Source organism: Xanthobacter albus (assembly GCF_043194895.2).
Lineage (GTDB): Bacteria > Pseudomonadota > Alphaproteobacteria > Rhizobiales > Xanthobacteraceae > Xanthobacter.
This window is the reverse complement of the sequence record NZ_CM195532.1, coordinates 385,625-410,630: the sequence shown is the minus strand read 5'-3', so window position 1 is coordinate 410,630 and position 25,006 is coordinate 385,625. Positions and strand designations below refer to the sequence as shown.

Below are 25,006 nucleotides of genomic sequence, written 5' to 3'. Positions count from 1 at the left end.
GGCCTCACGCCTTCACCGAGATGGCGTCGCGCACGTCCCAGCCCAGGCGCACGTTGCGGTTGGCGGCGGCGGTGAGCGCCTTGGCGCGGGAAAGCTCCACCAGCATCACCTTCTCGCCCACGCGCACCTGGTACTGGATGCGCGAGCCGAGGGAGTATTCATTGTAGACCACGCCTTCCAGCACGTTGTCCGCCTCCTCTCCCGCGCCGAGGAAGCGCATGTATTCGGGGCGCACGACCACGAAGGCGGAGGAGGCCTGCGGATGGTCCTTCGGGGCGGCGGCGCGGAAGGCGCCGGGCACGTCCACGCCGCGCCAGTCCTCGCCCTCGCGCTTCAGCTCGATCACGTTCACCTCGCCCACGAACTCGGAGACGAAGCGGTCCACCGGGGCGGCGTAGATCTCCTCCGGCGTGCCCACCTGCACCAGGCGCCCGGCGCGCATGACGCCGATGCGGTCCGACATCACCATGGCTTCTTCAAGCGAATGGGTGATGTAGATGAAGGTCTTGCCGGTCTCGCGGTGCAGATCCTTCAGTTCTTTTTCGAGAACCTTCTTCAGCTTGTAGTCGATGGCCGAGAGCGGCTCGTCGAAGAACAGCACCTCGGGGTCGTAGGCGAGCGCGCGGGCCAGCGCCACGCGCTGGCGCTCGCCGCCGGAGCACTTCATGACATTCTTGCCGTAATAGCTCGCCGGCAGGCGCACCACGGCCATCAGCTCCAGCGCGCGGGCCTTGCGGGCGGCGGCATCCACACCCTTGATCTTCAAGGGAAACTCGATGTTCTGCCCGACGCTCATGTGCGGGAACAAAGCGAGCGACTGGAACACGAGGCAGGTGGGGCGCTTGTTGGCGGGCACGTCGTTGATGCGCTCGCCGTGCAGCGTGATGTTGCCCTCGCTCGGCGCCTCCATGCCGGCCAGCATGCGCAGCATGGTGGTCTTGCCCGAGCCGGAGGGGCCGACGATGGTGAAGAACTCACCCTCCATGATGTCGAGGTCGATCCGCTCCACGGCGGCGAAGTCGTTGAACGTCTTGCGCACGCCCACGAGCTGGAGGATGGGCTTCTTGTCCTTGGTGTCGCTCGCCATTGTCTTGCTCATGTGTCGTTCGCGCCGTGCGGCGGCGGGACCAGGGCGCGCCGGCGGGGCGCGCCCTGTCGCGAAGGAGATCAGCCGCGCACGCGCTTGGCGGCGGTCATGATGTCGAGGGCCTGGTCGTAGTCGGGCACGATGTCGTATTCGACGCTGCGGGCCATGTCCTCGTCCAGGCTGTCCCACTGGATGGCTTCCAGCTCCTTCTTGGAGAACAGCTTGAAGCACTCGGGATTGCCCATCTGGGTGACGGGGTTGTAGGTGCCCTCGGCGAACGCCACCGTGTGCGCCACCTCCGGCTGCTGCACGTATTTCAGGAAGGTCTCCGCCAGCGGCGAGAGCTGCGGATTGTTGACGAGAGAGGTCACCTCGATCCAGGCGATGCCACCCTTGCCGCCGGCCATGGGGCCCTTCAGGGGCGTGATGCCGCGCATCTGCGGATAGCCGTCGGCGCGGGCGGGGGAGACCGAATAGGTGCCGCCGGTGAGGTGCAGGTCGATCTCGCCGGAGATGAGGGCCTGGTTCATGGCGGCGATGTCGCCGATCAGCTTCGCGCCCTTGAACACGCGCTTGGCGGTTTCCTCGAACTTCGCCATCTCGTCGGGCGTGTGCTTCTTGAACGGGTCGATGCCGGCCACCACGAACAGGCCGAAGACGTTCCAGTCATCGGATTCGAGAATGCCGTACTTGCCGGCGAGCTTGGGATCGTTGAACAGGTCCCAGCCCACCTCTTCGGCGGTCTTGCGGGAGATCTTGTCGGTATTCACCACGAAGGAATAGGGCCCGAACCGCTGGACCATGCCCAGAAGTTCCTTGCCGCTGTCGTCCATCGCCCACTTATACGGCGGCTTGAACTGGGGCAGCATCTTGTCGAAATAGGGCTCGAAGGTCTCGCGCGGGAGCGGCCGGATCAGCTTCTCCGGGTACATGACCTTGCGGGCCCAGGGATTGTTGACGTTGATGAGGTCCCACACATTGGTCTCGCCCGCCCGGAGGCGGTTGATCATGGTGGGGTCGTTGGTGAGGCTTTCCGCCTTCACGGTGGCGCCATGGGCCTTGCGGAACGGGTCCAGCACCTGGGCCGAGTTGTAGCCCTCCCAGCACAGGATGTTCAGCTCCTTGTCGCGGGCCGCGAAGGCGTCCCGCACGCCCGCGAAAGGCCCGGCCGCGAGGGCGAGGCCCCCCGCCGCCATTCCCTTGAGAACTGACCGCCGATTGATCGTCATGGAGTTCGCCTCTGGCTGCTCACGCGTCTGGAAGGGGTCCCCGCGGCATGCCTCCTCGCTTGCCGCGCCGGCGGGGCCGGGCGGTGGAGGGGATGCCTGTTTGTGGGACTCTTGTTGAACTGTGTTGGATGTTAAACGCCGTGAGTTGGGCTTTACAACATCTTTTTCGCCGGGCAAGGTGGTTTTTGCCAACTTTCGCGCCAGAAGGCGCAGCTGCACAAAACTCATCCAGAAGCTCACCTAGAGCGCTTTCCGCTCGCGCTGGCTCGCGGCAACCGCTCTAGATCATTGAAATCACGCATTTTCTTCACGCGAACCGGGATCCACTTCGCTTGAAAATGCTCATAAGAGGGAACTCATCATGCTGAAGGCGCTCGCGGGGCGGACCGTCATCGTCACCGGCGGCAGCAAGGGCATCGGCAAGGGCATCGCCAAGCGCTTCGGCGCGGCCGGTCTCAACGTGCTGGTGGTGTCGCGCGCGCTGGTGGAAGCGGAAGCCGCCGCCGCCGAGATCGGCCCCAATGCGTCGGGCTTCGCGGCCGACGTGTCCGATCCCGAGGGGTGCAAGGCGTTCGCGGCGGCGGCGCTGGAGCGCTACGGGCGCATCGACGTGCTGTGCGCCAATGCCGGCATCTTCCCCGCCGCCAAGCTCGACGTGATGACGGCGGCGGACTTCGACCACGTCATGAACGTGAACCTCAAGGGCACCTTCCTCTCGGTGGCGGCGGTGCTGCCGGCCATGAAGGCGGCGAAGTGGGGGCGGATCGTGGTGACGAGCTCCATCACCGGCCCCATCACCGGCTATCCCGGCTGGGCGCACTACGGTGCCTCCAAGGCGGGCCAGCTCGGCTTCGTCCGCACCGCCTGCATCGAGCTGGCGCCGTGGGGCATCACGGTGAATGCGGTCATGCCCGGCAATATCCGCACCGAGGGGCTCGACGGCCTGGGCGCCGACTATCTCGCGAAGATGGAGGGCTCCATTCCGCTGAAGCGCCTCGGCAGCGTGGACGACATCGCCAACGGCGCCCTGTTCTTCGCCTCGGAAGAGGCGGGCTTCATCACCGGCCAGACCCTGGTGATCGACGGCGGCCAGGTGCTGCCTGAATCCCTGATGGCGCTGGAAGAGATGGCCGTGGTGTGAGGCCGCGGGCGCGCCACGAGAAAAGGCCCCGCTCCCGGCCGGGAGCGGGGCCTTCCTGTCTTGCCCTCGGGCCGTGGGCTCATACCAAAGGCCCATGAGTTTGCCTCATGGGCCTTTGGTATGAGCCTGCGCGGCGCTTGAGCGGAGCCACTTGGTACCGGTCAAAGACCGGGGTCGATGGTATTATAGAACGCCGCCGATGATAGCGAGGCCAGCCACAGCCACCGCCGCGCCGGCGCCGCGCACGTATTTCTCGCCGTGGGTCTCGCCGAAGCGGCCGATGGCCATGCCGATGCCCGCGAGGTGCAGCAGCGCCGTGGCGCTCATGAAGCCGAGGCCATAGGCGAGGCCGGAAGCGTCCGTGGGAATTTCCGAGCCATGGGCATGGCCGTGGAAGATGGCGAAGAAGCCGACGACGGCCATGGCCACCGCCGGCGGCGCCTTGAGGCCGACGGCCACCACGGCGCCCAGCACCACCACGGAAAGGCCGATGCCCAGCTCCACGAACGGCACGTCCGCGCTGGAGACGCCGAGCGCGCCGCCCACCGCCATCAGGGCCACGAATGTGCACGGCACCGCCCAGACGGCGTGCCCGCCGAGCTGCCAGGCGAAGGTGCCGACGGTGACCATGGCCAGCAGGTGATCGAGCCCGCCCAGCGGGTGGTCGAAGCCGTGCATGAAGCCGTGGGTGTCGCCCACGCCGGTGTGGGCGAAGGCGAGGGAGGGCAGCAGGGTGGCGGCAGCAGCCAGGAGGGGCGTTCGGGAAAGCGACGCATCGAGGGGCTCTTTAGGGCCTTGGCTGTCCTCAATCTGAAAGGGGTCAACAGATCCGGGGAAGCTGATCGCCGACCAGCATGTCGACGATGCGCTCACCCCCGAAACGGGTTTCCATGGTCACGCGGCCGGGCCGGTCCGCGCGCACCGTGCCGATGATGGCCGCCTCGCGGCCGAGGGGGTGCGCCTTCAGGGCGGCCAGCGCCGCGTCCGCCTCCTCCGCCGGCACCACCGCCAGGATCTTGCCCTCGTTGGCGAGATAGAGCGGATCGAGGCCGAGGATCTCGCAGAAGCCCCGCACCTCGGGGCGCATGGGCAGGGCCAGCTCGCGCAGGCGCACGCCGACGCCGCTCGCCTCCGCCAGCTCGTTCACCACCGCCGCGACCCCGCCGCGCGTCGCGTCGCGCATCATGCGGATGCCGGGGGCGGCGGCGATGAGTGCCCCGATCAGCCCGTTGAGCGGCGCGCAGTCGCTCGCGATGGCGGTGTCGAGGGCAAGGTCGCCGCGGGCGTTGAGGATGGCGGCGCCGTGGTCGCCCAGAAGGCCGTTCACCAGCACCACGTCGCCGGGGCGCGCCCTGGCGATGCCCACATCGAGCCCCGGGCGCACCACGCCGATGCCGGTGGTGGTGAGGAACAGCTTGTCGCAGGCACCGCGCGCCACCACCTTGGTGTCGCCGGTGGCGATGGAGACGCCCGCCGCCCGCGCGGTTTCGGCCATGGAGGCCGCCACCCGGCGCAGCACCTCCACCTCCAGCCCCTCCTCGATGATGACGGCGCAGGAGAGGGCCACCGGCTCGGCCCCGCCCACCGCGAGGTCGTTCACCGTGCCGCATACGGCGAGCTTGCCGATGTCGCCGCCGGGGAAGAACAGCGGGTCCACCACGAAGCTGTCGGTGGTGAAGGCGAGGCGGTCGCCCATGGACGCCAGGGCGGAGAGATCGAAGCGCGCCTGATCCTCCGGAGCGGAGCGGCCGGCGCCGGAAAAGGCGGAGAGGAACACGTCGTCGATGAGATCGCGCATGGCGCTGCCGCCGCCGCCGTGGGCGAGGGTGACGGTCCTGGCGCCGAGGGCGCGGCGGGCGGGCGCGGGGTGGGCGGTCATGCGGCTTCTCCCCTCAGGCCGCCATATTGGTAATAAGCGGCGCAGGCGCCCTCGGACGAGACCATGAGCGCGCCGAGCGGCGTCTCGGGGGTGCAGCCCTTGCCGAACTCGGGGCACGCCCAGGGCTTGGCGGCGCCGGTGAGCACCTGGCCGCAGCGGCACTGGGCGGGGTCCGCCACCTTCACGTCGGGCACCGCGAAGCGCCGCTCGGCGTCGAACGCCGCATAGGCTTCCCGCAGGCGCACGCCGGAGCCGGCGATGGAGCCCAGGCCCCGCCACTCGAAGGTGGCGCGCGGCTCGTAGACCTCGCTTACCGCCTTCAGCGCCGCCGGGTTGCCGAGCGCCGGCACCACGCGGGCATATTGGTTCTCGATGCGGGCGGCGCCCGCATCGATCTGCCGGAGCACCATGAGCAGGGACTGCAGCAGGTCGATGGGCTCGAAGCCCGCCACCACCAGGGGCTTGCCGAACTCCTCGGCGATGAAGCGGTAGGGCTCCGTGCCGATGACCATGGAGACGTGCCCCGGCCCGATGAAGCCGTCGATGCCGAAATCCTCCTGGGAGAGCAGCGCCCGCAGGGTCGGGATGATGGTGATGTGGTTGCAGAACAGGAAGAAGTTCGAGACCCCCTCACGCGCGGCGCGCTGCACCGTGAGGGCGGTGGAGGGCATGGTGGTCTCGAACCCCAGGCCGAAGAACACCACCTGCCGCTCGGGATTGCGCTTGGCCAGGGTGAGCGCGTCGAGGGGCGAATAGACCATGCGCACGTCGGCGCCCTCGGCCTTGGCTTGGAGCAGGCTCTTCTTCGAGCCCGGCACCCGCATGGCGTCGCCGAAGGTGGCGAAGATGACCTCCGGCCGCTCGGCGATGGCGACGCAATCGTCCACCCGCCCCATGGGCAGCACGCACACCGGACAGCCGGGGCCGTGCACGAACTCGACGAGATCGGGCAGCAGCCCTTCGAGGCCATAGCGGAAGATGGCGTGGGTGTGCCCGCCGCACACCTCCATGATGGCGAAGGGCTTCTCACGCCCGCGCTCCAGCCGGGCGGAGACGGCCTCGATCTCCTTCACCAGCGCGCGGGCAAGCTCGGGGTCGCGGAATTCGTCGACGAAGCGCATGGGCGTCACTCCTGGCCTGGGATCTGGTCCGACACCTGCCCGGCGGGCGCGGTCGGGAGCAGCTCGACGCTGCCGGTGGTGAGCGCTTCCATTTCCGCCGCCGCCTCGCCGATCTCGCTGAGCACCTTGAGGGTGGCGGCGGCCTCCTCCTCGTCGATCACGCTCATGGCGAAGCCCACGTGCACCAGCACCCAGCTTCCCACCAGCGCGGCGAGCGGCGCGCCGGGCTCGGCCACGCACACCACGTCCACGGTGCGGCGCACGCCAGAGACGTCCACCACGCACAGCATGGCGTCTTCGTCCGCCACGGAAACGATGCGTCCTGGAATGCCGAGGCACATGGCGTCTCTCCTGTCCGGATCAGTGCGAATTGGCGAAGGTGGCGCCGCGGGCGATGCCGTAGCGGTCGAGCTTGGCCCGCAGGCCGACGCGGGAGAGGCCCAGCTCCTCCGCCGCCCGGCTCTTGTTCCAGCGGCAGCGCACCAGCGTTTCGGTGAGGATGGAGGCCTCCATGCGCTCGATGCGGTCCTTGAGCAGCCCGCCGCCCGGCAGGGCGATGGCGTCGGGCTCCGCCTTGGCGGTGATGGCGGCGGCGGCGCGCAGCACGTGGGGCGAGAGCAGGTCGGCGCCCAGCACGTCGCGCTCGGCCAGCACCAGCATGCGGGTGATCTCGTTCTGCAGCTCGCGCACGTTGCCGGGCCACTCATAGGCCCTCATGCAGCCGAGCGCCTCCTCGCTGAAGCCCTTGGCGCGCTTGCCGTGCTGGCTCGAGAGCGCATCGAGGATGCTCTGGGCGAGCACGGGAACGTCCTCGCGCCGCTCCCGCAGGGCCGGCAGGGTCAGCACCATGGCGCAGAGACGGTAGTAGAGATCCTCCCGGAACCGCCCGCGCGCCACCTCGCCGTGGAGATCGCGGTGGGTGGCGGCGAGCACGCGCACGTTCACGCGCTTGGATTCGTTGGAGCCCACCGGGCGGATCTCCCCCTCCTGCAGGAAGCGCAGCAGCTTCACCTGGAAGGCGGGGGAGATGTCGCCGATCTCGTCGAGCAGGATGGTGCCGCCGTCGGCCTGGTCGAGCAGGCCGATGCGGGTGACGTGGGCGCCGGTGAAGGCGCCCTTCTTGTGGCCGAACAGCTCGGATTCCAGGAGCTCGTCGGGGATCGCCCCGCAGTTCACGGCGAAGAAGGGCCGGTCCGAGCGCAGGCTGGAATAGTGGATGGCGCGGGCCAGCAGCTCCTTGCCGGTGCCGGTCTCGCCGTGGATCAGCACCGGCACGTCGAAGGTGGCGACCTGGGCGGCGCGGGTGCAGGTTTCCGAAAGCGGGCTGCCGGGCGCGCGGATGAGGGTGTCGAAGTGGAAGATCTGCGCCACCCGCTCCCGCCGCGCGGCGAGCCGCGCCTCGGCGGTGGCGGCGGTGATCTTCATCTCCAGGCTGAGGCGCTCGTGCTCGCGCTGGAGCTGGAACAGGTGCGCCGCGTTGCGGGCGGCCAGCAGGAGCTGGTCCGGGTGCCAGGGCTTGGGGATGAACTGGTAGATGCCGGCGGCATTGATGGCGCCGATCATGTCCTCCGGCTCCGAATAGCCGGTGACGATGATGCGCAATATGTCCGGCCAGCGCTCGCGCACCTCGGTGAGCAGGGCGACGCCCGAGGTGCCCGGCATGCGCTGATCGCAGAAGATCACCTGGATCCACTCGTTCTCCAGGATGCGGCGCGCCTCGTCCGCATCGAGCGCGGTGAAGACGTCGAACTCCTCGTCGAGCACGCGGGCGATGACCTCCACCGAGCGCGGCTCGTCGTCCACCACCAGGAGCGCGGGGCGGCGACTCATCTCAGGCCTCCCGCGCGGTGCCGGCGGCCGCGCGCAGGGCGCGGGCGCGGGCCTCGGCGGCGCTCGCCAGCGCCTCCAGCCGCGCGGCGCGCGCGGCCTCCAGCCAGGAGAGCCAGGGGGACAGGCCCACCTCCCCGCGCGACGACACGCGCAGGATCTGGGCCTTGGGGTTCACCCGCGCGATGTTGCGCTCCAGCACCGCCATGTCCGCGTCCACATGGGGCGCGAGATCGGCCTTGGTGATGAGCACCAGGTCGGCGCCCTCGAAGATATCTGGATATTTCAGCGGCTTGTCGTCGCCCTCGGCCACCGAGATGAGGGTGACGCGGCGCGTTTCCCCCAGGTCGAAGGCGGCCGGGCACACGAGGTTGCCCACGTTCTCGATGAACAGCACGCCGCCTTGGGGCAGCGGCAGCTTTTCGAGGGCGTGGCCCACCATGTGGGCATCGAGGTGGCAGCCCTTGCCGGTGTTGATCTGCACCGCCGGCACGCCCACGGCGCGGATGCGCGCGGCGTCGTTGTCGGTCTGCTGGTCGCCCTCGATGACGGCGCAGGGGAGGGCCCCCGCGATGGCTTTCAGTGTTTCGACGAGGAGGGTGGTTTTCCCCGCCCCCGGACCGGAGAGGAGATTGAGTGCGAGGATGCCGGCCGCTTCCAGGCGGGACCGGTTATCCGCGGCGTAGCCGTCGTTCTTGGCGAGGATTCCGGTTTCGATCTCGACCATTCGTGCCTGGGAGAGTCCGGGCGCGTGGGCGCGGGCGGGGCCTTGTCCGTAGTCCAGGGTCGCCGCGCCCGCGTGATCACCACCATGATGACGATGATCGTCAGCGTGGCGATGGCCGCCGTGATGAGCGTGATGGCGAGATGCATGATGTGGCGCAGGGATTCCGGGAACGTCCTGGGCATCACTATAGCCCAGGTTGTCCGCAGCGCCATGCTCGTGCCCGCCTTCATGGGCGCCGTGGGGATGGCTGTGGGTGGTGCCGTCCGCATGGGTATGGGTGTGCGCGCCATGGTCATGATTGTGGTCGTGGCCATGACCATGGTCGTGCGGGTGGCCGTGGGCCTCGGAAATGGTGGCGCCGTCGCCGCCGCAGCCGCAAACCGTGCACATCACATCACCTCCAGGTCCTTGATGGTCATTTCGGTGCCGCCATTGGGCAGAAGGCGCTCGCCGCCGCAGCGGGGGCAGGGGTCGAGCCGTTCCGCGAGGGGCACCGTGTCGTTGCAGTCGAAGCACCAGGCGGTGCCGGGCTCGTCCAGCACCACCAGCTCGGCGCCTTCGGCCAGCGAGCCCTTCATCACCACGTCGAAGCCGAAGCGCAGCGCCTCCACCTCCACGCCGGCGAAGCGGCCCAGCCTGAGGCGCACCTTGGTCACGCGGGAGAAGCTCTGCGCCCGCGCCGCGTCTTCCAGCGCGCTCCGGAGGCTCTCGCACAGGGACATCTCATGCATGGCGGGATGCCCCTTCCAGATCGAGCGTGACCGGCACGCAGGGGTTGATGGCCGACAGCAGGAAGCGCGCCAGCAGCGGGGTCCGGGGGGAGGCCGCGTCGAGCGTCGCGAAGGCCCGTTCCAGCAGGCCGCCGGGGGCGAGGTTCCAGGCGCTGGGAGAGAGGATGCGGTAGCGCGCGACGCGCCCGCCCTCCACCCGCGCCCCGTGGCCGAGCAGCCCGCGCGCCGCCTCCGCGAGGCCCGTGCCCGCCGGCGACGCGTGCGAGGCGGGGGCGGGGGCGGCCAGGAGCGCGAGGAGATCGGCAAGGCGCGCCAGGAGGCGCACGAAGATGCCGGGGCCGTCCCGTTCGAGCAAAGCGTGAAACAGCGGCGTGCCGGCCATCCGCCCGAGGGCGCCGGTCTCGCGCAGGGGAGTGCGCGGCTCCGACGAGGCGCGCTCGGCATGCGGCTGCGTGGGCGCGCGGAGGCAGTCGCCCGCCTCAGGGCAAAGCGGTGCCGTGTCCCGGAGGGGAGCCGTTGGCGCGGCGGTTCCGTCCGGCGCCCCGGCAGGGACGCCGCGGGGCCCATGCCCGGCCGCCGGCTCATGGCCGCCGGACGGCGCGGCCCCATCCTCGGCCAGGGCGCGGACGAGGTCGGCGGCGGTCAGCTCGGGCAGGCCGGCGCGGCCCTCGGCGGGGTCGTTCTCGCGCCGCAGGCGGCGGAGGATACGCGCCGTGGCGGTTTCCCCCGTATGAAGCCAGGCTTCGAGCGCGGCGGGCGTCAGGGCGCAGAAGTCGCGTCCCGCCATCCCCTCGCCCGCGAGGGCGGCGGCGAGGGCGCGGTCCGCCTCAGCCCCCGGCCGCGCGAGGGCGCCGAGAGCCGCGCGGTCCGGCGCGCCGCCGAGCAGGGCGGGCCAGCCGTGGAGGATGGCGAGGGCATGGTCGCGCACGCTTTCGCGCGCCATCGCCGCCCCGTTCTCGGCTGCGGGCAGGCCGAGGGCGCGGCGGGCGGCGAGGCCGTGGGCCGCGCCGCACAGGTTGAACACCAGCGGCACGAGGCGCGCGGCTTCCTCGGCCGTCCGCCCCGCGAGCGCCTGCGCCGGGTCCGGCCCCTCCGTGCGCACGAAGCGCCACGCCCGCGGCCCGCCGGCGGGATCGCGGAGAATGGCGAGGCGCTGGAGGGCGGTCGCGGTCATGGCTACTCGCTGGCCTCCGCCTGCGCGGGGGCCGCATCCGCCGCTTCGCGCGCGGCGCGGCCCGGCCCGAAGATCATGGCGCGGCGCGAGAGGGCCGTGGGCGCGCCGTCGGCGGGCGCCTGCGCGGCGCGCTCCTGCTCCTCCCGGCGCGCGGCCTCCTCCTCCGCCCGGCGGCGGATCTCGCCGGAGCGGCTGCCCTCGGCGCGGTTGGCTGCATCGAGCAGGCCGGGGATGACCGCCTGCGCCGTCTCCACCGCCTGCAGCATGGAGGAGAAGTCGAACATGGGGGAGAACAGGGAGCAGGCCTTGTAGGGGCCCGTCTCCGGCCGCTCGGCGGACAGGAATTCGTACGTGCCGGAGGGAAAGTCCATCAGCTCGCGGGTGCCGGTGGGCAGGCCCGACCAGTCCTCGCCGGGGCCGGGCAGGATGATGACGTTCATGAACCACGGCGTCACCAGCACGCCGATCACCCGCCCCTCGTGGATGCGGAAGCCCACCGCCTTCACCGAGAGCGCGCCGTTCACGAACGGCACGCCCTTCATGCGCGCGGCGTTGATCTCCTGGAACACCGCCTCGAACCGGCCGGGCGCGGTGGCGAGGGTGCGGGAGAGGGCGGCTTCCTCCGCCGTCGGCTCCATAAGCACGGCCGAGGTGCCGGCGGCACCGCCGTCGAGCACCATGAACTGGTCGCGCGGGCCGTCGCACACCGGGCAGCGCCAATGGGCGGGCAGGTCGTTGAAGGCGGTGCCGGCGGGCACCTGCCACGTCTCGCAGCCCTCGGCGGGGTCGTAGACGTGCCAGCACACCTTGCATTCGAGCCGGGCCGTGGGCGCGAGGCGGGCCCGGTCGCCGAGGTAGGAACCCTCGAAGGTCTGGAGCAGGGCAGAGGCGCTCATGGGGCCCTCACGCGATGGCTTCGAGCACTTCGGTGAGGCGCTCGGCGGAATCGCCGATGTCCTCCGCCGCCGCGCAGGCCACTTCCGGGACATCGCACACCTCGATGGTGTCGAGGATGAGCACGTCGGTGGAATTGTAGAAGCGCACCCGCCACACCCCCTTCAGGGCCGTGGCGTCGATGCGGCAGTTGCCGTAGCCGCGCGAGAGCACCACCGTGGCGCCCCGGCCAAGCTTCTCATCCAGCATGGCGAGGTCCTCCGGCGTGTGGGGCAGGAGGGAGAGGTTGATGACGTGGGGCGCGTCACCGGCCTTGCGGGTGGCGGCGCGGTGGTCGATCTCCACCAGCAGCGCCGGGGCGTTGAAGATGCCGGGGCCGGCGGCCTCCGCGAGGCGGGCGGTGTCGATGGCCCAGGTCTCGTCATGGGCGCGCAGGATGGCGCCGCGCGGGAAGGCGGAAACCTCCACCCGGTCCGCCCCCTCGGTGCCGGAAAGGCGCCACACCCCGGCGAAGGTCGCCTCCTGGATGTCCATGGCGCGGCCGGGCGCGGACACCTTCACCGCCACCTCGCCCTCGCCCAGGGTCTCGTCCACCAAAGCGAGGTTCGCCGTGTCGAGATGGGCGAGCGTGACGGTGAGGCTCTCGCCCGGCGTCCAGTTCCGCAGGGCTGCGAGGATCTCGCCCAGCGCCGCCAGAGCGGGGGCGAAGCGGGCCGTGTCCTCCACCTCCGGCAGGTGCGCCTCGAAGGTGCGCATGCCCGACGGCAGCGGCATGTAGGCGAGGCCCTCGTCCTCGGCGGTGGGCTGGCTGCCGGGGCCGAAGCCGATGGGCGCCTGGGTGGCGAAGGGGCTGGAGGACATGGGGGCAGACCTCGGTAGGGGCGGGCGGCGTCAGTGGGTGGCGGTGGAAGGCGCGCCCAGGAGCGTGCCCAGCCGGTCGAGATATTCGTCCCAGTCCCGCATGCGGGAGATGGCGCCGAGGGGCACTCCGCCGCGCAGCACCACGATGGCCGGCAGCGCGAGGTTCAGTGCCTCGCGGAAGCTCGCCTCCGCCCTGGGGCCGGCGACGGCGCCGCCGATGCGCGCCGCTCCGCCCAGCGCCTCCACCAGCTCGGGCAGCACCACGGCGATGTCCGGGCTTTCCAGGTGGTTCTTGCCGTGGGCGGGCAGCAGCACGAGCTGGTCGCGCCCGTCGAGGGCGGCGCCGTCCTCGGCCGCGTCGAGCCAGGCATAGGCGCGCTCGGTGATGAGCCGGCGCACGAGCGGGTGGAGCGCATCCTGGGACATCAGGCTTCCTTTCGGCCGGCGGCGTAGGCGGCGGCGAGATGGGGCGGCAGCTCCGGCTCGCGGTGCGCGAGGTCGGCGAAGGCGCGGTCGATGAGCGCGGTGTCGGCGGTGCCGGCCATCACGGCGGCGATCCCGTCGAGCGCCTGCGTGATGAGGCTGGCCTCATCCGCCTCCAGCCGGCGCCGCGCCGTCCCCTGGAACACCAGAACGTGGTCGCCGGCGCACGCGTCTGGCACCAGCGCGAGGTCCACCTTCTCGGTGCGGCCGGCGGCGGAGCAGAAGGCGAACGCGCCGTCGACGGCATCGATGCGCATGGGAAGGCCGAGGCACATGATCGGGGTCTTTCGGGCGACTTCAGGAGCGGCCGAGGATGCGCGGGTCGCCGACGCGGCAGGCGTCCTCGGCGCTGGGGCGCTCGGCCTCGTAGGGGTCGCGGGCGATGGGAGCGGCCAGGAGGCCCTCCGGCAGCTCCGCGCGCGGGGTGGTCCACACGTTGAAGTCGGCGCGCAGGACCTTGAGCACGCGGGCGGCGGCGGCCTCGATCTGGCCGGCCACGGTGGCGGTGAGGCCGCCGCCGTAGTCGTCGAGCACCTCCGGCTGCACGCCCACCAGAACGATGCGGGCGGGGGTGTGGCCGCGCAGGGCGAGCAGGCCGAGGATTTCCTGGAAGCCGGTCTGGTGCAGGCTCACCTTGCGGGTTGCGAGCACGGCGGGCACCTCCGCATCCACCAGCACGTGGAGGGTGCCGGGGGGCAGGCCGTAGTCCACCGCGTCGATGATCACCAGCCCGTCGGTCTCCTCCAGATAGGGCAGGAGGTAGAGGCCCTGGGTGCCGCCGTCGAGCAGGGTGACGTGATCGGGGAAGTCATGGTCCCGGTCCAGCGCTTCCAGCACCCGGACGCCGAAGCCTTCGTCGGCCCACAGGATGTTGCCGATGCCGAGCACGAGGATGCGCGGATGTATACCTTTATCAGACATGCAACTACTCGCCTCCGGCTCACCCTCCCGCAGCGGTCTGGCGCCGCCTGATTTGAAGTGCTTCAATTCAAGGACTGTGCCAGCGGCGTGGGCAACTGGTAACGCCTTGATCGACCAGAGCGGCATTGCATGCCGATAAGATGGCGGTGGGGTGACAATTGGAATTTACAATTCCAAATCTACCACAAAATGGAAGGATATCTCGCAATTCTGCGGCTCACGCGCGGCGCGCGGTAGCCCCGTGCGGCGTGTCCGCGGCCGGGCGCCGGCAAAGAAAAAGGGCGCGGCTCGCGCCGCGCCCTTCCCTTGCGGAGCCTTTCCGCCTCACTCCGGATCGTCGTCCCGGAAGCTGCGGTAGCCGTTGGTGATGGCGGAGATCATGGTCTGGCGGGACATGATGTCCTCGCGGATCACCGTGTAGACGTGGATGATGACGAACAGGATGATCGCCCACATGCCGATGTGGTGGAGCGTGTGCACCTGCATCGAGCCGCCCAGCAGCGGGATGACCCAGCCGAACATGCGGCTCTGCCAGCTTCCGAGCCCCGTGCCCTCCGAATAGAGGGCGAAGCCGGTGACGATCATGAAGATGGTGCCGAGCACCATCACCAGGAACAGGAAGGTCTGGGCGAGCGGGTTGTGGCCCATGAACTTCATGGGCCGCGGCTTCAGGAAGGCATACCACGCCATCTCCGCGAACAGGCCGCGCCAGAAGCTCTTCTTCCACACCGGCAGGGTGAACAGCTCGCGGGAATATTCATTGCCCGCGAACGCCCACAGGATGCGGCCGATGAAGGCGACCGCGAAGATGTAGCCCGCCGAGAAGTGGATGAAGCGGATGGTGCCCATGAGGTAGTGGTCGCTCGGCTGTCCCGACAGGGTCGGGAACGGCGAGGCGATGAGATAGCCGGTGATGCAGAGCACCACGATGCACAAAGCGTTCACCCAGTGCCAGAGGCGCACCGGCGCTTCGTAGATGTAATAGGTGGTCAGGTTCCTTCCACCCTTCGCCGCCCCTTCGGCGGGGGCGGCGCCGGCCGGCGCAGGGGGGGCCTGCGGCGGGGCCGTGCCGGGGAGCGATGCGTCGGTCATGGCTCAGCCTCCCTTCAGCGTACAGTGACGCGGGCCAGTTCCTCCCCATCGTCGGACATGACGTGGGTGGAGCAGGCAAGGCACGGGTCGAACGAATGGAGCGTGCGCAGGATCTCCACCGGCTCTTCGGGGCGCTGCATGGGCGTGTTGAGGAGCGAGGCCTCGAACGCGCCGATGTTGCCCTTGGGATCGCGCGGGCCGCCGTTCCAGGTGGAGGGCACCACGCACTGGTAGTTCTCGATGCGCCCGTCCTTGATCTTGATCCAGTGGCCGAGGCCGCCGCGCGGTGCCGCCACGGTGCCCACCCCCTTGGCCTCCTTCGGCCAGGTGGAGGGGTCCCACTTCTCCATGTTGGCGGTGGAGGTGTCGCCGGCCTTGATGTTGGCGATGAGGGCGTTGAAATCGTCCAGCATCATGTGAGCGCAGTAGTGCGCCTCCAGCGCGCGGGCGAGGGTGCGGCCGATGGTGGTCGGCAGCGCCTGCTTCACGGTGAGGTTCGTGCCCGCGAGGCTGTTGAAGCGGCCGAGCGCCTCGTCCACCTGCCCCTTCACGAAGGGCACCCCGTGGGAATAGGCCAGGATGTAGCGGGCGAGCGGGCCCACTTCCACCGCGTGGCCGCGCCAGCGCGGCGCCTTGATCCACGAATACTTGGCGTTCTCGTCCACCTGCTCGATGTTGGTGCGGGTGCCCTTGAAGTTGGGGCCGAGATCGAACTTCGGGTCGGTGATGCCGTCCCAGGGGTGCAGGCCCCTGTCCTTGTCGGCATCGCCGTAGGTGTACCAGGAATGCGCCACGAACTCCTGCACCTGATCGGGGTCGCGCGGGTCGATGGGGTGGATCTCGTCCCAGTTGCCGTTGACGATGACGCCGCCGGGCAGGCGGTCGGTCTTCTTCTGGCCCTGGATGGCGGCATAGTCGCCGTAGTCCATCACCGCCTGGCCGGCGAGGCCGCCGCCGTAGAGCCAGCCCTTGTAGAAGCTGGCGATGGCGATGACATCCGGCAGGTAGACGTTCTGGGAGAACTCGAACGCCTCCTGCAGCTTCAACTGCACGAAGTTCAGCCGCTCCATGTTGAGCGGGGCGCCGGCGGCCATGTCGCCGTTCATGTTGATGGCGCAGGGCACGCCGCCCACGAGATAGTTCGGGTGCGGGTTCTTGCCGCCGAAGATGGTGTGGACCTTCACGATCTCGCGCTGGAAGTCCAAAGCCTCGAGATAGTGGGTGACGGCGAGAAGATCGGCTTCCGGCGGCAAGAGATAGGCCGGGTTGTCCCAGTATCCGTTCTTGAAGATGCCGAGCTGCCCGCTTTCCACGAACTTCTTCAGCCGGTTCTGCACGTCGCGGAAATAGCCGGGCGAGGACTTGGAATGGGCGGAGATGGACTGCTGCAGCACGCTGGTGGCCTTGGGGTCGGCCTTCAGCGCGTTCACCGGGTTCACCCAGTCGAGGGCGTGCAGGTGATAGAAGTGCACCACGTGGTCATGCCACTGGAGCACCTTGGCCATGATCTCACGGATGAGATAGGCGTTGTTGGGGATGGTGATGCCGAGCGCATCCTCCACCGCCCGCACGCTGGTGAGCGCGTGGCAGCCGGTGCACACGCCGCAGATGCGCTCCACGAAGGCCCAGGCGTCCCGCGGGTCGCGGCCCTTCAGGATCACCTCCAGCCCGCGCCACATGGTGCCGGTGGAAACCGCGTTGCGGATGACGTTGTCCGCATCCACGTTCACCTCGCAGCGCATGTGGCCTTCGATGCGGGTGACGGGATCGACGACGATGCGCTTGCCGGAATTGTCGATGGAAAAGCCGTTCGGCGTCTGGATGCTCACTTCTCGCCTCCCGTGGAAGCGCCCTTGTCGGCGCCGCTGGTGGTGTCGTTCCCGGCAGGATCATGCTTGGTCTGCGCGCGCTTCAGGGCGCTGATGGCCGCGTGCACGGCGACGCCGCCGCCCACCACCGCCGCCGCCGCAAGGCCCACCTTGTCGGCGTTGGATTCGATGCCGAAGCCGCTCTCCTTCAGGTCCGCGAGGCGGGCATACCAGGAGCCCTTGTCCCAGAAGCCGTCCTCCGAGCAGCCGATGCAGCCGTGGCCGGACTGGATGGGGAAGGAGACGCCGTCGTTCCAGCGCACGGTGGAGCAGGCGTTGTAGGTGGTCGGGCCCTTGCAGCCCACCTTGTAGAGGCAGTAGCCCTTGCGCGCGCCCTCGTCGTCGAAGCTCTCCACATACTGGCCGGCGTCGAAATGGGGCCGGCGGTAGCATTTGTCGTGGATGCGCTGGGAATAGAACATCAGCGGCCGGCCCTGGCGGTCGAGGGCGGGAAGCTGGTCGAAGGTGAGCATGTAGGTGATGACGCCGGTCATCACCTCGGCGATGGGCGGGCAGCCCGGCACCTTGATGATGGGCTTGTCGAAGATCACCTCATGCACGGGCGTGGCGCGAGTGGGGTTGGGGCGCGCCGCCTGTACGCAGCCGTAGGAGGCGCAGGAGCCCCAGGAGATGATGGCCTTGGCGTCCTTGGCCACCTTCTTCAGCTGGTCCACGAACGGCTTGCCGCCGATGATGCAATACATGCCGTCTTCATTGAGGGGCGGGTTGCCCTCCACGGCCAGGATGTAATTGCCCTTATACTTCTCCATCACCTCGTCGAGAATGGCTTCCGCCTGGTGGCCGGCGGAGGCCATGAGCGTGTCGTCATAATCCAGCGAGATCATGGAGAGCACCACATCCTTCACCAGGGGATGGGCGGAGCGGATGAAGCTCTCCGAGCAGCAGGTGCATTCCAGGCCATGCAGCCACAGCACCGGGGTGCGGGGCTTGGTTTCCATGGCATGGGCGATGGTGGGCGCGAATTCCGGCCCCAGCCCCAGCGCCGCCGCCGTGAGCGAGCAATACTTCAGGAACGAACGGCGGGTGATGCCCTGCCGCCGCATGACTTCATAAAACGTCTCGAGGGCCATCAGGCGTTCCCCCTTGCATGAACCGGCCCATCGGCGTCGAGGCCGGTGGAGCGTGGGTGGGATTTAGCAAGGGGTGTGCCAGGGGTGGGAAATGTTTTAGTTCAAGGGGTTGGGTCGGAGAAATGCGAGGAGCGCGTGGATGTGGGCATGACGCTTTGCGGGTGGTCTGGAAGGGGGATGACCGGAATCGCGAGACGGTCGGATTGGGCCAGGAGCCGACATTTGGCGTGCTGGGCCGCTTCCGACCTAAAGCGGCTATTCGAGAAACGCAAAGTTCACCTTCGAAGTGGTAACATGTATAGCGATAGAGTTGTGACGGGCCGAGGTCGAGCTGTTTAGGCTGAGGCCAGCGTCAGCGCCAGGTGTACTGTTTGAGCTGTTCGGAGGTGCCGCATGACCAATGCGAAAGATTTGCGCGAGGAGTACCTGACGCTGCTAGATGGCGGTCACAACGAGCAGGTCTATCAACGCTTCATCGAGACGCACACTCAACTGACGCCGCGCGACTTCGTGCAGAACCACGGCGTCCATTTAAGACTTGTATTGCGCAAGCTATCCTTCGGAGCTGACTTCAAGAGCGATTTCTTCTTCCTCTCGAAGAGCTCAGATGACTGGAATGCTGTTTTTATCGAAATCGAGAAGCCGACCTCACGCTTCTTCAAGGACGGTAGCCAGGAATTCCATCCCGACTTTGTTCATGCACTGCAACAGATCAACAGCTGGCGCGCATGGCTCTCCATCGACGGCAACATGCCCGGCTTCGTGAGCCAGCTCAGCTCGCTGCGGGTGCCGACCACGATGCAGCGCAACCCCACCTACCCGAAGTTCGTCCTCGTGTTTGGCCGTCGTGCCGAGTACCAGGACAGCGAGTTGCGGCGCAGCCGCATTCGCGCCGAGGAGCGCGAAGACTTCAAGATCATCACGTTCGACAGCCTTGCCGAAGGACTGTCGGGCAAGGAGCGTTTGTGGCTAGGTGTGCGCCGCGCAGAGTTCATAGACTTGCAGGATGACGAGATCGTTGACGATAACATCTTCATCTGGGCAGATCCTCACATGCTCACGGTGAGCGAGACGCTGCACACCCAGATCAAGAAGGTGGCTGCGAAGAACACGCAGGCACCGTTTCATATCTCGGGTCGCGGCCACCTCGCGAGCAACCTCCATCCCAACGCGCTGGAAGTGAAAGTGTGGCGTGGTGCGCCCGCGGCCGTACCGGTTACGTGAGGGGAAATGTCGAACGTTCAGCGGATTGACGAGAAGACGCCGTCTGTCCGCCGTCAACGACCGCTTTGGGTCAAAGCCGGCCGTCGTCCGCCGATGCCGGAGACCTTCGTTCGCCAAGTGCTCACACTGAGTTCGTTCACCTCACCCCTCCGCCCCGGGAAACACCAACCCCGCCTTCCTAAGCGCCTCCCCCGATCCCAATCCCATGCGCTTCACCACCAGCATGGCCTGGGCCATGGGGATGTTCAGGGGCACCACGCGGTCTTTCGGCACATAGAAGAGCTCGCCGGACATGGGGGTGGGCGCGCGGGGCACGAAGACGGCGACCCAGCCTTCGGGAATGTCCTCCAGCCGGTAGCCGAGCTGCCAGCCGCCATCGCGGCTGACCAGGACGGGGGAGACGCCGACGAGGCTTTCCACCTGGGTCAGCCCCTCGGCCATGCTTTTCACGAGCTGGTATTGCGGCACGCCGCCCAGCAGGGAGTTCTCCCAGAAGCGCGTCACGCGCCGGCCGTGGCGCGTGCTGGCGGCAAAGCCGGCGCCGAAGGCCAGAAGCAGGATGAGCAGCAGGCCGATGATGCTCTCCCCGCTCACGCCCACGTAATTTTCCACCGGCACCAGGTGGGAGACGGGCTTGGCCAGCGCCCCCACCAGCTTGACGGCATGGCCGAGCACGATGAGCACGAGCACCATGGGCAGAAGAAAGACCATGCCGAGCACGAGCCGCCGCGCCAGCACGCCGAGCACGGACATGAGCTTGCCTTGAGAGCCTCGGGCCATGGCGTTCACCCCTGAAGACGGCGCGACCCCTGCCCATCCCGCCTCGGCATGAGGCCGGAATGGCCGGGCCGGGGGATCCTTATGCCATGATGCCCGCCCCGCGCCATTCTTCCCTGGGGCGCTGAAGTCTCCGCGGGAAGCGCTGTCGCGGCATCCGGGGCCGGCAGCGGCGCGCGGTCTTTCAGGCCGCCGTCGCGGGCAGGGGCGGGAAGCCGCCCTGGGCGTGCCAGCGCCAGGCGTCGGCGATCATGAGGGGGAGGGTGGAGCGTTCCGGCGTCCAGCCCAATTCGCGGCTCGCGCGGGCGCTGCCGCTGACGAGGCGCGCGGCATCCCCCGGCCGGCGCGGGCCCTCGTTCACCGGCACGGTCAGTCCCGTCACCTGCTCCACCGCGCCGATCACCTCGCGCACCGAGAAGCCGTGGCCCGTGCCCAGGTTGAACACCCGGCTTCCGCCCCCCTCCAGCAGCCGGCGCAGGCCCAGCACATGGGCCTGCGCGAGGTCGCACACATGCACATAATCGCGGATGCAGGTGCCGTCGGGGGTGGGATAATCGGTGCCGAACAAGGTGACGGGCGGGCGCCGCCCGGCGGCGGCCTCGATCAGCAGCGGCACCAGATGGGTTTCCGGCTCGTGCTTCTCACCCACTTCGGCCTCGGGGTCCGCGCCCGCCACGTTGAAGTAGCGGAAGATCACCGCGCGCAGCGCATGACTGGCGCCGAAATGGGCCAGCATCTCCTCGATGGCGCGCTTGGAGGCGCCATAGGCGTTGATGGGTGCCTGCACGGCGTTTTCGTCCAGCGTCACGCCGTCCTGGTCGCCATAGGTGGCGCAGGTGGAGGAGAAGACGATGTCGCGGCAGCCGGCGGCCAGCGCCGCCTCGATCAGGTTGAGCGCGCCGTTCACGTTGGCGCGCCAGTAGGTGCCGGGATCGCGCATGGAGACGCCAACCAGGGAGAGCGCGGCGAAATGCATCACCGCCACCGGGCGCCAGGCGGCGAAGGCGGCCGCGATCTCCTGTGGGTTCATGAGATCGCCGCGCACCAGCGGGCCGAAGCGCACCGCCTGCGCCCAACCGGTGGAAAGGTTGTCGAAGGCGACGGGAATGAAGCCGGCGCGCCGCAGCGCCTTGCAGGCGTGGGCGCCGATATAGCCGGCCCCGCCCGTCACCAGAACATGCCGCATTTTCGCCCCCTTGAAGCCCGCCCCATCGGCTGCGACATGAGGCGGATTCCCCCGCCGATGCAAGCGCTCCCACATGCCGGCGCCGCGGCCTCTTGCGCTTCGCCCGTTCCCCTGCCATATGGTCGCTCGGGAGGTTGGCGGTGGACGAGCCACTCGCCAACCGGGTCAGGTCCGGAAGGAAGCAGCCCCAACGAGCCCGGTCTCGGGTCTTCGTCCAGCCTCCCACCCCATCAGCAGCCCCTGCCTCCTGCGCGTTCCGCGCGGCGCGGGGGCGTGCTGCGGGCGCAGCGCCTGTGGATGGCCGCGGCCCGTCGCAATCCTGCTCCGATCGCCCATTACGAACATGGCGCCCCAACACAGGAGCTGCCAGCATGTGGGTCGTCGTCATCGTCCTGCTCAATGCCCTTTCCGGTCCGGACGTGCATGTGGTGAAGGAGGCCGCCTACGCCTCCGAGGACGCCTGCAAGGCCTCCATCGCCCGCAATGTGCCCACCAAGCTCGACGCCAAGGCCAAGGGCGAGTTCGAGCAGGGCTTCCGCCGTTATGTCTGCGTGCGCGTGGGCGACGTGGACGTGCTCACCAAGGCGAAGTGATCCCCGCCCGCGTGGCGGCACCGGCGCGGATGCTCTATGTAGGATGGCATGAGCGACACCACCCGCGACGACCTTGACGCCCCCGCCCTGGAGACGCCGGAGCACGACGGCTCCGGCCTCGATCTCGGCGCGCCCCCGGCGCCTGCCCAGCCGGCGGCGGGGGCCTATAGGGTGCTGGCGCGCAAGTACCGGCCGCAGAACTTCAAGGACCTCATCGGCCAGGAGGCCATGGTCCGCACCCTGAGGAATGCGTTCGCTTCCGGCCGCATCGCCCAGGCCTACATCCTCACCGGCGTGCGCGGGGTGGGCAAGACCACCACCGCCCGCATCCTCGCCCGCGCGCTCAATTACGAGCCCGCCGATGGCGCGCCCGGCGGGCCCAGCCTCGACCTCTCCGTGCCCGGCAAGCACTGCCGCGACATCATCGAATCACGCCATGTGGACGTGATGGAGATGGACGCCGCGTCCAACACCTCCATCAACGACATCCGCGAGATCATCGAGAGCGCGCGCTACCGCCCGGTGATGGCGCGCTACAAGGTCTACATCATCGACGAAGTGCACATGCTCTCCACGGCGGCCTTCAACGGGCTGCTGAAGACGCTGGAGGAGCCGCCGGAGCATGTGAAGTTCATCTTCGCCACCACCGAGATCCGCAAGGTGCCCGTCACCGTGCTCTCGCGCTGCCAGCGCTTCGACCTGCGCCGCGTGGACGCGGGCGTGCTGGCCGAGCACCTCGCCGGCATCTGCGCCAAGGAGGGGGTGCGGATCGAGGCCGAGGCGCTCTCCATCGTGGCGCGGGCGGCCGAGGGCTCGGTGCGCGACAGCCTCTCCCTGCTCGACCAGGCCATCGCCCACGGCGGCGGGCAGGTTTCGGCGGAGGAGGTGCGCCGCCTGCTGGGCCTTGCCGACAAGGGGCGGGTGATCGACCTGTTCGAGGCGCTCATGCGCGGCGACATGCCGAAGGCGCTGGCCGAGTTTCGCGACCAATACGACGCCGGCGCCGATCCGGCGGTGATCCTCACCGACCTTGCCGAATTCACCCATCTCGTCACGCGCCTGAAGATCGTGCCCGGCGCGGCCGAGGATGCCGCCTTGGTGGAGGCCGAGCGCGTGCGCGGCGGGCAGATGGCGGGCGCCCTTTCCATGCGCGTGCTGGCGCGGGCGTGGCAGATGCTCCAGAAGGGCGTCGGCGAGGTGCAGCAGGCCGGCAAGCCGGTGCAGGCGGCGGAGATGGCTTTGGTGCGCCTCGCCTATGCCGCCGACCTGCCCACCCCGGACGAGGCCCTGCGCCGCCTGAAGGACCAGCCCCCTCCGGCGTCCACGCCCACATCCACGCCCGCCCCCTCCGGTGGCGGCGGCGGGGGAGGGGGCGCGCGATTGTCCCTGGCGGCCGCCACGGCGATGCCGCGGCCCATGCCCGCTCCCGCGCCGGCCATGCCCGCCCAGGCGGGGCCCCGCCTTTCCAGCCTCACGGACCTCGCCGCCCTCGCCAGCGAGAAGCGCGACCTGATGCTGAAGCTGGCGGTGGAGACCCAGGTGCGCCCGGTGCGGTTCGAGGATGGGCACATCGAGCTTGCCCTCGCGCCCGGCGCCAGCGCCACGGTGGTGGGAGACATCTCCCGCAAGCTCACGGAATGGACCGGCCGGCGCTGGCTCGTCTCCCTCTCGCAGGAGGAAGGCGGCGCCACCCTCGCCGAGGAGAAGCAGGCGCGCCGCGCCGAGCGGGAGGAGGGCATCAAGGCCCATCCGCTGGTGGCGGCGGTGCTCTCGCGCTTTCCCGGCGCCGAGGTGGTGGACGTGCGCACCCGGGACGATGTCGCGGCCGAGGCCCTTCCGCCGGCGGAGGAAGACGCCTATGCGGGGCCCGGACCCGATGACGAGATCGAGTACTAGGGCATTTTCACGCGAAGCCGATGCCGGTTCGTGTGAAAAGGACTGGATCGTTTCAGCGTTTCATGGAAACACCGAGACGATCTATCTTTTCAGCTTTACGCGTTTCCTTCACGCCAACCGGTACCCACTTCGCCCGGAAACGCGATAGGGTAAGCTGAGCGATGGCGCGCAGCGGCTTTGCTTCCGGAACCGCGATAAAGCATGGGGCCGGAGCATGTGCCACGCGTGCGGGCTCATGGAAGGAAACCGGGTTTCCGCATTTACGTGCTTTCGCGTGGGCCGCCGGCGGCTTCGCCTGAAAGCACTTTACTGAAGGAGAAAAGCGGCGATGCGCGACCTGTTGGGCATGATGAAGCAGGCCAAGGAGCTGCAGGAGCGCATGCAGCAGATGCAGGCCGAGCTCGACACCATCGAGGTGGAGGGCGCCTCCGGCGGCGGGCTGGTCACCGCCCGCGTCACCGCCAAGGGCGAGTGCAAGGCGGTGCACATCGACCCCTCGCTCGTGAAGCCGGACGAGGTGGAGATCATCGAGGATCTCATCGTCGCGGCCCTGGCCGAGGCCCGCGCCAAGGCCGAGCGCGTGATGCAGGAGAAGATGCAGTCGCTCACGGGCGGCCTCTCCCTGCCGGCGGGCATGAAACTGTTCTGATCGGCCCCGGGGCTCGGCCGGGGTGGCGTCACCGCCCCCGGCCGGCACGTGCGGCGCCGCGTCCGCGCGGCGTGCGGCTCACTGCGCCGGGGCGCGCTGCCCGGCTTTATAGGCGGCGATCCATTTGTGGATCTCGCGCACGTGCTCGCTCTCTTCCTCGAAGAATTCCTGCGCGAGCGCCTTGATCTCCGGGTCTTCAGTGGTGTCGAGGATGGACTTGTAGTAATCGCGGCTCGCCTCCTCGGCCTCCCGCGCGATCTCCAGCGCCTCGGCATGGCCGAGGAAGGGATCGGCGGCCCAGATGCGCGCGGTTTCGGGGCTCTCCAGGTCCGGCCACTGGAACTCGTTGGGCTTCAGGTCGGGAATGTCGCGATACATGGCGCGCGCGCGTGCATCGGAAAGATGCATGCGTGAATAGTCCGACAGCTGCCGGAAGAGCTGGCCCACCTCGGTGTTGCCGCAGCTCGTCATGGCGTCCGCCAGCTCGCCGAAGCGCAGCGCGGCCTCCTCTTCGAGCTTGGCGGCATAGGCCAGGAATTCTTCGACGCTCTTCAA

At 68.9% G+C, this 25,006-nt stretch carries 26 protein-coding genes and 1 other RNA gene; 6 read left to right on the top strand and 21 right to left on the bottom strand.

Going from position 1 to position 25,006, the window contains the following annotated elements; all coding sequences use genetic code 11:
* Positions 1–4: 4 nt before the first annotated feature.
* Positions 5–1,099 carry an ABC transporter ATP-binding protein gene (locus tag V5F75_RS01865; protein WP_394036370.1) on the bottom strand — a complete coding sequence of 365 codons (1,095 nt, stop codon included), beginning with the start codon at positions 1,097–1,099 and terminating at the stop codon, positions 5–7.
* Positions 1,100–1,167: 68 nt separating this feature from the next.
* A complete protein-coding gene (locus V5F75_RS01860; protein ID WP_394036372.1) occupies positions 1,168–2,316 on the bottom strand; it encodes an ABC transporter substrate-binding protein in 1,149 nt (382 codons plus the stop codon).
* A 361-nt stretch (positions 2,317–2,677) separates the two neighbouring features.
* On the opposite strand from V5F75_RS01860, the gene fabG reads away from it, so the two are divergent.
* Positions 2,678–3,457, top strand: coding sequence for a 3-oxoacyl-ACP reductase FabG (fabG, locus tag V5F75_RS01855; protein WP_394036374.1), 780 nt, complete (start codon positions 2,678–2,680; stop codon positions 3,455–3,457).
* Positions 3,458–3,640: 183 nt separating this feature from the next.
* On the opposite strand, the gene V5F75_RS01850 is transcribed toward fabG, so the two are convergent.
* The 16 genes from V5F75_RS01850 to V5F75_RS01775 all read right to left on the bottom strand — a co-directional run bounded on the left by V5F75_RS01850 (position 3,641) and on the right by V5F75_RS01775 (position 18,126).
* Positions 3,641–4,267 carry a HupE/UreJ family protein gene (locus V5F75_RS01850; RefSeq protein WP_394036434.1) on the bottom strand — a complete coding sequence of 209 codons (627 nt, stop codon included), beginning with the start codon at positions 4,265–4,267 and terminating at the stop codon, positions 3,641–3,643.
* A 10-nt stretch (positions 4,268–4,277) separates the two neighbouring features.
* Complete coding sequence (hypE, locus tag V5F75_RS01845) at positions 4,278–5,336, bottom strand: hydrogenase expression/formation protein HypE (protein ID WP_394036376.1); 1,059 nt, start codon at positions 5,334–5,336, stop codon at positions 4,278–4,280.
* Complete coding sequence (gene hypD / locus V5F75_RS01840) at positions 5,333–6,457, bottom strand: hydrogenase formation protein HypD (RefSeq protein ID WP_394036378.1); 1,125 nt, start codon at positions 6,455–6,457, stop codon at positions 5,333–5,335. Before hypD ends, hypE begins: the two co-directional genes overlap by 4 nt.
* A gap of 5 nt (positions 6,458–6,462) precedes the next feature.
* A complete protein-coding gene (locus tag V5F75_RS01835; RefSeq protein ID WP_509212136.1) occupies positions 6,463–6,765 on the bottom strand; it encodes a HypC/HybG/HupF family hydrogenase formation chaperone in 303 nt (100 codons plus the stop codon).
* Between the two features lie 52 nt (positions 6,766–6,817).
* Positions 6,818–8,287, bottom strand: a complete 1,470-nt coding sequence (locus V5F75_RS01830; protein WP_394036382.1) for a sigma-54-dependent transcriptional regulator — start codon at positions 8,285–8,287, stop codon at positions 6,818–6,820.
* Position 8,288: 1 nt separating this feature from the next.
* A complete protein-coding gene (hypB, locus tag V5F75_RS01825) occupies positions 8,289–9,401 on the bottom strand; it encodes a hydrogenase nickel incorporation protein HypB (RefSeq protein ID WP_394036384.1) in 1,113 nt (370 codons plus the stop codon).
* On the bottom strand, positions 9,401–9,742 hold the full coding sequence (gene hypA, locus V5F75_RS01820) for a hydrogenase maturation nickel metallochaperone HypA (protein ID WP_394036386.1): 342 nt from the start codon (positions 9,740–9,742) through the stop codon (positions 9,401–9,403). Before hypA ends, hypB begins: the two co-directional genes overlap by 1 nt.
* Entirely contained in the window at positions 9,735–10,916 is a 1,182-nt protein-coding gene (locus V5F75_RS01815; RefSeq protein ID WP_394036388.1) for a nickel-dependent hydrogenase large subunit, read from the bottom strand. The genes hypA and V5F75_RS01815 overlap by 8 nt, the downstream gene beginning before the upstream one ends.
* 2 nt (positions 10,917–10,918) lie before the next feature.
* Entirely contained in the window at positions 10,919–11,812 is an 894-nt protein-coding gene (locus tag V5F75_RS01810) for a [NiFe]-hydrogenase assembly chaperone HybE (RefSeq protein ID WP_394036390.1), read from the bottom strand.
* Between the two features lie 7 nt (positions 11,813–11,819).
* Positions 11,820–12,671: a hydrogenase expression/formation protein gene (locus V5F75_RS01805; protein WP_394036392.1), complete on the bottom strand. Its 852-nt coding sequence runs from the start codon at positions 12,669–12,671 to the stop codon at positions 11,820–11,822.
* A 30-nt stretch (positions 12,672–12,701) separates the two neighbouring features.
* Positions 12,702–13,097 (bottom strand): thioredoxin domain-containing protein, encoded by a 396-nt coding sequence (locus tag V5F75_RS01800; protein WP_394036394.1) that lies wholly within the window; start codon positions 13,095–13,097, stop codon positions 12,702–12,704.
* Positions 13,097–13,429: a HypC/HybG/HupF family hydrogenase formation chaperone gene (locus V5F75_RS01795; protein WP_394036396.1), complete on the bottom strand. Its 333-nt coding sequence runs from the start codon at positions 13,427–13,429 to the stop codon at positions 13,097–13,099. The genes V5F75_RS01800 and V5F75_RS01795 overlap by 1 nt, the downstream gene beginning before the upstream one ends.
* 22 nt (positions 13,430–13,451) lie before the next feature.
* The gene (locus V5F75_RS01790) at positions 13,452–14,075 is read right to left on the bottom strand and encodes a HyaD/HybD family hydrogenase maturation endopeptidase (RefSeq protein WP_394036398.1); all 624 of its coding nucleotides are present in this window, start codon (positions 14,073–14,075) and stop codon (positions 13,452–13,454) included.
* A gap of 324 nt (positions 14,076–14,399) precedes the next feature.
* Complete coding sequence (gene cybH, locus V5F75_RS01785) at positions 14,400–15,167, bottom strand: Ni/Fe-hydrogenase, b-type cytochrome subunit (RefSeq protein ID WP_394036400.1); 768 nt, start codon at positions 15,165–15,167, stop codon at positions 14,400–14,402.
* 14 nt (positions 15,168–15,181) lie between these two features.
* Positions 15,182–16,996, bottom strand: a complete 1,815-nt coding sequence (locus V5F75_RS01780) for a nickel-dependent hydrogenase large subunit (RefSeq protein ID WP_394036402.1) — start codon at positions 16,994–16,996, stop codon at positions 15,182–15,184.
* Positions 16,993–18,126: a hydrogenase small subunit gene (locus V5F75_RS01775; RefSeq protein WP_394036404.1), complete on the bottom strand. Its 1,134-nt coding sequence runs from the start codon at positions 18,124–18,126 to the stop codon at positions 16,993–16,995. The genes V5F75_RS01780 and V5F75_RS01775 overlap by 4 nt, the downstream gene beginning before the upstream one ends.
* Positions 18,127–18,519: 393 nt before the next feature.
* On the opposite strand from V5F75_RS01775, the gene V5F75_RS01770 reads away from it, so the two are divergent.
* Complete coding sequence (locus V5F75_RS01770) at positions 18,520–19,350, top strand: Shedu anti-phage system protein SduA domain-containing protein (protein ID WP_394036406.1); 831 nt, start codon at positions 18,520–18,522, stop codon at positions 19,348–19,350.
* Positions 19,351–19,491: 141 nt separating this feature from the next.
* Here the strand turns inward: V5F75_RS01770 and V5F75_RS01765 are convergent, their stop codons facing one another.
* Complete coding sequence (locus V5F75_RS01765; protein WP_394036408.1) at positions 19,492–20,103, bottom strand: DUF502 domain-containing protein; 612 nt, start codon at positions 20,101–20,103, stop codon at positions 19,492–19,494.
* A 208-nt stretch (positions 20,104–20,311) separates the two neighbouring features.
* A complete protein-coding gene (gene galE / locus V5F75_RS01760) occupies positions 20,312–21,313 on the bottom strand; it encodes a UDP-glucose 4-epimerase GalE (RefSeq protein ID WP_394036410.1) in 1,002 nt (333 codons plus the stop codon).
* Between the two features lie 128 nt (positions 21,314–21,441).
* On the opposite strand from galE, the gene ffs reads away from it, so the two are divergent.
* The 4 genes from ffs (at position 21,442) to V5F75_RS01740 (ending at position 24,451) form a co-directional block, all read left to right on the top strand.
* Positions 21,442–21,540, top strand: an RNA gene (gene ffs, locus V5F75_RS01755) — signal recognition particle sRNA small type.
* Positions 21,541–21,684: 144 nt separating this feature from the next.
* Positions 21,685–21,906: a hypothetical protein gene (locus V5F75_RS01750; protein WP_394036412.1), complete on the top strand. Its 222-nt coding sequence runs from the start codon at positions 21,685–21,687 to the stop codon at positions 21,904–21,906.
* Between the two features lie 48 nt (positions 21,907–21,954).
* Entirely contained in the window at positions 21,955–23,802 is a 1,848-nt protein-coding gene (locus V5F75_RS01745) for a DNA polymerase III subunit gamma/tau (RefSeq protein ID WP_394036414.1), read from the top strand.
* 328 nt (positions 23,803–24,130) lie between these two features.
* Positions 24,131–24,451: a YbaB/EbfC family nucleoid-associated protein gene (locus V5F75_RS01740; protein WP_394036416.1), complete on the top strand. Its 321-nt coding sequence runs from the start codon at positions 24,131–24,133 to the stop codon at positions 24,449–24,451.
* Positions 24,452–24,529: 78 nt separating this feature from the next.
* On the opposite strand, the gene V5F75_RS01735 is transcribed toward V5F75_RS01740, so the two are convergent.
* Positions 24,530–25,006: a ferritin-like domain-containing protein gene (locus V5F75_RS01735; RefSeq protein WP_394036418.1), complete on the bottom strand. Its 477-nt coding sequence runs from the start codon at positions 25,004–25,006 to the stop codon at positions 24,530–24,532.